Source organism: Paenibacillus sp. 01T422, assembly GCF_056398785.1.
Genome location: NZ_JBFTQB010001573.1, coordinates 1 through 547, shown reverse-complemented (window position 1 = coordinate 547; position 547 = coordinate 1). Strand labels below are relative to the sequence as shown.

Genomic DNA, 547 nt, shown 5'->3' with positions numbered 1-547 from the left:
GCGTGTGTGCCTCTGCTCGAGTTTGGCAAATTGCTCCCCGTACTCCAGCATCTGCTTATGATGACAGGTAGGGTGCCACCTAAGAAAATCGTCCGGAAGTAGAAATTTCCCATGACTGGCTACGGTTCGCGCATATTCAATACCGAGAGAAGGAAGAACCGAAACTACACGATCACTGTGTGTTCCAAAAGGATAGCTCATTCCCCTAACGGGATAGCCAACTAGCGACTCTAGCGCTCTGCGGTCATCCATAATTTCCATGATGATCTGGTCAGTCGGAGATTGCTCCAGAAAGGGATGATCAACCGTATGCGCTGATACCTCATGCCCTGTAAAAAGAGAAGCAATTTCTTCCGCTGTAATGTAGTCTACTTTGCCCAAAAAACCACTGTTCAAGTGAAATGTTCCTTTGATCCCGTATTCATTTAACGTCCCCACGAGTCTACGGTCATGCACTCTTCCGTCATCATAACGAAGGGTCAGGGCTTTGTGAACCCCGCCAGGAAATCGGTCATTGCGAATACGCATTGCTTTCCCCCCATAAGTG

The 547-nt window shown here is 48.3% G+C and carries 1 protein-coding gene; it reads right to left on the bottom strand.

The genetic code is table 11. From position 1 onward, the window contains the following. A partial coding sequence (locus AC1DUA_RS40235; RefSeq protein WP_477504965.1) for a polysaccharide deacetylase family protein occupies positions 1–528 on the bottom strand: 528 nt, incomplete at its 3' end. Positions 529–547 lie beyond the last annotated feature (19 nt).